We start from the raw sequence: 5664 nt of genomic DNA on the forward strand, positions 1-5664 counted from the left end.
CCCTGCGACTGGATGATCCGCCGCATGATGTTGATCGCCGCGTCGTGGCCGTCGAACAGGCTGGCCGCGGTGACGAAACGCAGCGGGGTGGTTTCCGTCTGCGTGGCGCTGGCGGGGACGTGCTTGGCGGGGGAACTCATGGCAACTCCGGCATCGTGTGCTTGATCGCGCCGATTCTAGTGGATCGACGGCAGGCACGCGGCGGCGGCGGCGGCGTACTTCAGCGTACGGCGGCTACAGGCAGAGCGCCAGGTTCGGGCTGCCGACCACGCGCACGCCCACCTCCCCGCCGCGCACGAAGCTGAGCGCGACGCCGATCACCTCGGGCGCGTCGAGCACGCGGCGATGGCCCAGGCCCTGTGTGGTGTACAGCCGCGCGCCGGGCCAGTGCTGGGCGTAACGTTCGCCCTCGGCCCACGGCACGTCCGCGTCGTCCAGGTCGTGCACGATCAGCGCGGGCTGGCCCAGCGCGGGCAGCCTGCGTTCCACCCGCAGCTCGTCGATGTGCACGCCGGTGCGCCGGTGCAGCCATGCGTAGAACGGTTCGCGCAGGTAGCCGGCCAGGTGCACGAAGCGGAAGAAGCGCCCCGCCGCCGCCTTCATGTCGGCGGCCGGCGCCACCAGGATCAGCCGCTCGGCGTGCCAGTCCTCGCCCTGCGCGAGGGCGAGCGCGGCGCCGCCGAGCGAGTGGCCAATGGCCAGCGCGGCGGTGCCGTAGCGCGCGCCGACCGCGCGGATCGTGGCGATGAATTCCGGCAGCGTGCACAGCTTGCCGCTGCTGTGGCCGTGGCCTGGCTGGTCGAAGGCGACCACCGCCAGGCCCTGCGCGCGCAGCTCCGCCACCCAGGGCAGGAAGCGCAGGCCGAAGCTGGACCAGCCGTGCGCCAGCAGCGCATACGGCTGGGTGGCGGGGTCGCCCCAGACGTAGGTGGCGATGGTTTCGCCGCCGGCCTGCAACTCGCCGCGCTGCATCTCCGCGTCGCCCTGCGCCGCCCTGGCGCGGCTGCGGCTGCTGGCGAACGGGGTGGCGAACAGGCGCGCGGCGCGGTTCACCGTGCGCTGCGGCGCGAGCCGGCCGCCCAGCGCGAAGCCGGTGCGCACGGTGGTGAGCTTGAGTCGGTCGATGATCGTGGACATGGGCGTTGCCTCAGGTTTGCCAGCTGCGCCAAAGGCGCTCGAAGGCCGCCCGGGTGCGGCGGCCGGCCTCGTCGAAACCGAACAACCCGGCGTCGTGGTGCAGGCCGAGCATCAGCGCGTAGATCTCGAAGGCGAGCTGGGCGACGTCGGTGTCGGTGCGCAGCTCGCCCAGCCCGACTGCCTGCGCGATCGCCTTCTGCAGCTCGTCGCGCCAGCCGGCCTGCTGCTGCACCACACCGTCGTGCAGCGCGCCGTCGCGGCCGTCGTATTCGCTGGCGGCGGACAGCAGCACGCAGCCGCTCTGGTACTCGCGGCTCCATTCGAACCAGTTCGCCACGATCGCGCGCAGGCGCGGCAGGCCGCGCGGCTGCTTCAGCGCCGGCAGCAGCACCTGGGTCAGGAAGCGCTGGCGGCCGGTATCGAGCACGGCCAGCTGCAGGTCCTCGCGCGAGCCGAAATGGGCGAACACGCCGCTCTTGGACATGCCCACGTCCGCCGCCAGGCCACCGATCGAGAGGCCTTCCAGCCCGTCGCGGCGGGCCAGCGCGTAGGCGTGGTCGAGGATGGTCTCGCGGGTGGCCGCGCGCTTGCCGGGGTGGGTGGCGATCGTCATGCTTCCAAAAATAGCACGACCGTTCGTTCTATATCAAATGCAAGCTCACGCGGCCTCGGCAAACCTTGCGGGTATGCTTTGCCACCTGCATGCCAAGGAGGATCCCCATGAAATTCCGCAACCTGACCACCATCCCGCTGGCCACCGCCCTGCTGGCCGCCTGCGTCACCTCGCCGACCGGCCGCTCGCAGCTGATGATGGTGTCGGACAGCCAGATGAGCCAGATGGGCCTGAGCGCGTTCAACGACATGCGCAAGCAGGGCAAGTTCGTGGATGCGCCGCGCGAGCGCGCCTATGCCACCTGCGTGGCCAGTGCGCTGGTCGCGGTGCTGCCGCCGCCGTGGAACACCCAGCAATGGGAGGTGCAGGTCATCGGCGACGACACGGCCAACGCGTTCGCCCTGCCCGGCGGCCGGATCGGCGTGAACCGGGGCATGTTCAAGATCGCCACCGACCAGAACCAACTGGCGGTGGTGCTGGGCCACGAGCTGTCGCACGTGGTGTCGCGGCACGGCGCGGAGCGCGTCTCCGACAACATGGCGGCGCAGGCCGCGGTGGCCGCCGGCACCATCTACGCCGGCACGCGCGGCAGCGATGCCGGCACCGCCGCGGCGCTGCTCGGCGTGGGCGCGGAGGTAGGCATCCTGCTGCCGTTCTCGCGCACCCAGGAAAGCGAGGCCGACACGCTGGGCCAGCGCTACATGGCGCAGGCCGGTTTCGACCCGCGCGCGGCGCCGGCACTGTGGGACAAGATGGGCGCGCAGGGCGGCAGCAAGCCGCCCGCGTTCCTGTCCACCCACCCGTCTTCCGGCAACCGCGCGCAGGCACTGACCAGGCAGGCGGAGCAACTGCTGCCGGTGTACCAGCAGGCGCGCGCCAGCGGCCACGCGCCGAACTGCCGCCTGTGATCCTCCGGGCCAGGGGGCATGGGCGCGGTTATCCCTGCGCGCCGGCGCCGGCCATGCTCCATGCGCCGGCGACTTGCTGCGCCGCGTCACGACCGCCCGGGGCGACGTACTAAACTTGACGCTTTGATTCATCGCCCCGGCTCCGGTCGGGGCGATGAGTTTCAGGCGTTTTCATCACCCTCCGGCGGATTCCCGCGGTCTCTTCCGCCACCCTCTGTAGATGCCCACCGGCACCGTAAATCATGGAGTCATCGTTCCAATGATCTTTGAAACCATCGCCAACACGGGTCACGAAGAAGTCGTCTTCTGCCACAACAAGGACGCCGGCCTGAAGGCCATCATCGCGATCCACAACACGGTGCTGGGCCCCGCGCTCGGCGGTCTGCGCATGTGGCCGTACAAGACCGAGCAGGAGGCGGTGAACGACGTGCTGCGCCTGTCGCGCGGCATGACGTTCAAGAACGCCGTGGCCGGCCTGAACCTGGGCGGCGGCAAGGCGGTGATCATCGGCGACCCGAGCAAGGACAAGTCCGAGGCGCTGTTCCGCGCGTTCGGCCGCTTCGTCAACTCGTTGAACGGCCGCTACATCACCGCCGAGGACGTCGGCATCGACGTCAACGACATGGAGTACGTGTTCCGCGAAACCGAGTACGTCACCGGCGTGCACCAGGTGCACGGCGGCTCGGGCGACCCGTCGCCGTTCACCGCCTACGGCTCGCTGCAGGGCCTGATGGCCGCGCTGCAGTTCAAGCACGGCAACGAGGACGTGGGCAAGTACAGCTACGCCGTGCAGGGTTGCGGCCACGTCGGCGGCGAGTTCATCAAGCTGCTGCGCGAACAGGGCGCCAAGGTGTTCGTCACCGACATCAACAAGGAAGCGGTGCAGCGCTGCGTCGACGAGCTGGGCTGCGAGGCGGTGGGCCTGGACGAGATCTACGACGTCGACGCCGACGTGTACTCGCCGTGCGCGCTGGGCGGCACGCTCAACGAGCAGACCATCGACCGCATCAAGGCCAGGATCATCTGCGGCCCGGCCAACAACCAGCTGGCCACCGACGCGATCGGCGACGAGCTGAACCGCCGCGGCGTGCTGTACGCACCGGACTACGCGGTGAACGCCGGCGGCGTGATGAACGTGTCGCTGGAGATCGACGGCTACAACCGCGAGCGCGCGATGCGCATGATGCGCACGATCTACTACAACCTCGGGCGCATCTTCGAGATCTCGAAGACCGAGGGCATCCCGACCTACAAGGCGGCCGACCGCCTGGCCGAGGAGCGCATCAGCGCGATCGGCAAGCTGAAGCTGTCGCACATGGGCAACGGCGGCACCCGCTTCCAGGGCCGCATGCGCGGTCAGTAAGCCACGCGCCAAGCCACCGAAAGCCGCCAGCCCACCGGCGGCTTTTCTTTTGCCCGGCGTTCGCCGCAGGCCGGCGCGCCGTGGGCTAAAATCGTCAGCCTGCACACCCAAGGAGTTCGCGATGCGCCCGTTTCCGCTCGGAGAAGACATCGACCTGCTGCGCGAGTCCGTGCATGCGTTCGCGGAAAAGGAAATCGCCCCGCGCGCCGACCGCATCGACCGCGACAACCTGTTCCCCGCCGACCTGTGGCGCAAGTTCGGCGAGATGGGCCTGCTCGGGGTGACCGTCCCCGAGACCTATGGCGGCAGCGGCATGGGTTTCCTCGCGCACATGGTGGCGATGGAGGAGATCTCGCGCGCATCCGGCTCGGTCGGCCTGTCCTACGGCGCGCACTCCAACCTGTGCCTCAACAACATCCACCACAACGGCAACGAGGCGCAGCGCCGGAAGTACCTGCCGAAGCTGTGCAGCGGCGAACACGTCGGTGCGCTGGCGATGAGCGAGCCGGGCGCCGGTTCCGACGTGGTCGGCTCGATGAGCTGCAAGGCCGAGCTGCGCGGCGACGTGTGGGTCGCCAACGGCAACAAGATGTGGATCACCAATGGGCCGGATGCCGACGTGGTGCTGGTCTACATGCGCACCGCACCGCGCCCGGCCGGCAGCCGCTGCATGACCGCCTTCATCGTCGAGAAGGGCATGAAGGGTTTCTCGACCGCGCAGAAGCTGGACAAGCTCGGCATGCGCGGCTCCAACACCTGCGAGCTGGTGTTCGAGAACTGCGAGATCCCTGCCGAGAACGTCGTCGGCGAGGTGAACGAAGGCGTGCGCGTGCTGATGAGCGGGTTGGACACCGAACGGCTGGTGCTGTCCGGCGGCCCGATCGGCCTGATGCAGGCCGCGCTCGACATCACCCTGCCCTACGTGCGCGAGCGCAAGCAGTTCAACGCGCCGATCGGCACGTTCGAGATCATGCAGGCCAAGGTCGCCGACATGTACACCGCGCTGCAGAGCTCGCGCGGTTTCGCCTACATGGTGGCGCAGCAGTTCGACAGCGGCGTGAAATCGCGCATCGACCCGGCCGCCTGCCTGCTCAACGCCTCGGTCAACGCGGTGAAGGTGGCGCTGGAGGCGATCCAGTCGCTTGGTGGCAACGGCTACATCAACGAGTTCCCGGCCGGCCGCCTGCTGCGCGACGCCAAGCTGTACGAGATCGGCGCCGGCACCAACGAGATCCGCCGCATGCTGATCGGCCGCGAACTTTTCCACGGCAAGGCATAAGGAACATACGCCGACAAAGGCATCGGCGCCGGCACATCAAACCGAATTCCGCCGCATGCTGATCGGCCGCGAACTTTTCCACGGCAAGGCATAAGGAACCTGCGCCGACAAAGGCATCGGCGCCGGCACATCAAACCGAATTCCGCCGCATGCTGATCGGCCGCGAGCTGTTCCACGGCAAGGCATAAGGAACCTGCGCCGACAAAGGCATCGGCGCCGGCACATCAAACCGAATTCCGCCGTATGCTGATCGGCCGCGAGCTGTTCCACGGCAAGGCCTGAAATCCTCGTAATCGCGTGGACTCGCCCCCGCGCATTCAGGCATCGAGGTGCCAGTGGTGGTGAGCTAGTGCTACCAGCACAG

Annotated in this window: 5 protein-coding genes; 3 read left to right on the plus strand and 2 right to left on the minus strand. The window is 68.6% G+C overall.

Going from position 1 to position 5664, the window contains the following annotated elements; genetic code table 11:
- Positions 1 to 234: 234 nt before the first annotated feature.
- The gene (locus AC1Q5A_RS16550; protein WP_492702558.1) at positions 235 to 1137 is read right to left on the minus strand and encodes an alpha/beta hydrolase; all 903 of its coding nucleotides are present in this window, start codon (positions 1135 to 1137) and stop codon (positions 235 to 237) included.
- Positions 1138 to 1147: 10 nt separating this feature from the next.
- Positions 1148 to 1750, minus strand: coding sequence for a TetR/AcrR family transcriptional regulator (locus tag AC1Q5A_RS16555; RefSeq protein WP_492702560.1), 603 nt, complete (start codon positions 1748 to 1750; stop codon positions 1148 to 1150).
- 107 nt (positions 1751 to 1857) lie between these two features.
- Between AC1Q5A_RS16555 and AC1Q5A_RS16560 the strand changes: the two genes are divergently transcribed.
- The 3 genes from AC1Q5A_RS16560 (at position 1858) to AC1Q5A_RS16570 (ending at position 5300) form a co-directional block, all read left to right on the plus strand.
- Positions 1858 to 2658 (plus strand): M48 family metallopeptidase, encoded by an 801-nt coding sequence (locus AC1Q5A_RS16560; protein WP_492702562.1) that lies wholly within the window; start codon positions 1858 to 1860, stop codon positions 2656 to 2658.
- Between the two features lie 259 nt (positions 2659 to 2917).
- Positions 2918 to 4021 (plus strand): Glu/Leu/Phe/Val dehydrogenase dimerization domain-containing protein, encoded by a 1104-nt coding sequence (locus AC1Q5A_RS16565; protein ID WP_492702564.1) that lies wholly within the window; start codon positions 2918 to 2920, stop codon positions 4019 to 4021.
- A gap of 121 nt (positions 4022 to 4142) precedes the next feature.
- Entirely contained in the window at positions 4143 to 5300 is a 1158-nt protein-coding gene (locus AC1Q5A_RS16570) for an isovaleryl-CoA dehydrogenase (protein WP_492702566.1), read from the plus strand.
- Positions 5301 to 5664: the final 364 nt, after the last annotated feature.

It is taken from the genome of Rhodanobacter sp. GW835-FHT13D09, from assembly GCF_058793995.1.

Coding starts and splice junctions, on each gene's coding strand:
- AC1Q5A_RS16565 (WP_492702564.1), top strand. CDS start 2,918: ATGATCTTTGAAACCATCGCCAACACGGGTCACGAAGAAGTCGTCTTC.
- AC1Q5A_RS16555 (WP_492702560.1), bottom strand. CDS start 1,750: ATGACGATCGCCACCCACCCCGGCAAGCGCGCGGCCACCCGCGAGACC.
- AC1Q5A_RS16550 (WP_492702558.1), bottom strand. CDS start 1,137: ATGTCCACGATCATCGACCGACTCAAGCTCACCACCGTGCGCACCGGC.
- AC1Q5A_RS16560 (WP_492702562.1), top strand. CDS start 1,858: ATGAAATTCCGCAACCTGACCACCATCCCGCTGGCCACCGCCCTGCTG.
- AC1Q5A_RS16570 (WP_492702566.1), top strand. CDS start 4,143: ATGCGCCCGTTTCCGCTCGGAGAAGACATCGACCTGCTGCGCGAGTCC.